We start from the raw sequence: 569 nt of genomic DNA, 5'->3' as shown, positions 1-569 counted from the left end.
GTCACCCTTCTTTTCCGGAGTGATCCAATGAACGCTGTCACCGAACTGAAACACGATTACCTCGTCGCCGACATCAAGCTGGCCGACTGGGGCCGTAAGGAAATCGCCATTGCCGAGACCGAAATGCCCGGTCTGATGGCGATTCGCGAGGAATTTGCCGCGAGCCAGCCGCTCAAGGGCGCCCGCATTGCCGGCTCGCTGCACATGACGATCCAGACCGCCGTGCTGATCGAGACGCTCAAGGCACTCGGCGCCGACGTGCGCTGGGCCTCGTGCAACATCTTCTCGACGCAGGACCACGCTGCCGCCGCGATTGCCGCAACGGGCACGCCGGTGTTTGCGTTCAAGGGCGAATCGCTCCAGGAATACTGGGACTTCACCCACCGCATCTTCGAATGGGCTGACGGCGGCACCCCCAATATGATCCTGGACGACGGCGGCGACGCAACGCTGCTGCTGCATCTGGGCGCCAAGGCCGAGAAGGACGCCTCCGTCCTTGCCAATCCGGGCAGCGAAGAAGAAACCTTCCTGTTTGCCGCCATCAAGGAAAAGCTGTCCAAGGACGCAAC

The 569-nt window shown here is 62.0% G+C and carries 1 protein-coding gene; it reads left to right on the top strand.

The features are described 5' to 3' along the window. Window positions 1-27 precede the first annotated feature (27 nt). Window positions 28-569, top strand: a 542-nt coding sequence (locus tag D1614_RS28550; protein WP_147384403.1) for an adenosylhomocysteinase, incomplete at its 3' end; no start/stop codon positions are given.

It is taken from the genome of Maribellus luteus (assembly GCF_003576475.1).
Taxonomy (GTDB): Bacteria; Bacteroidota; Bacteroidia; order Bacteroidales; family Prolixibacteraceae; genus Draconibacterium; species Draconibacterium luteum.
Note: the sequence above shows the minus strand (reverse complement) of the source record. Positions and strands in the feature narration are given on the sequence as shown.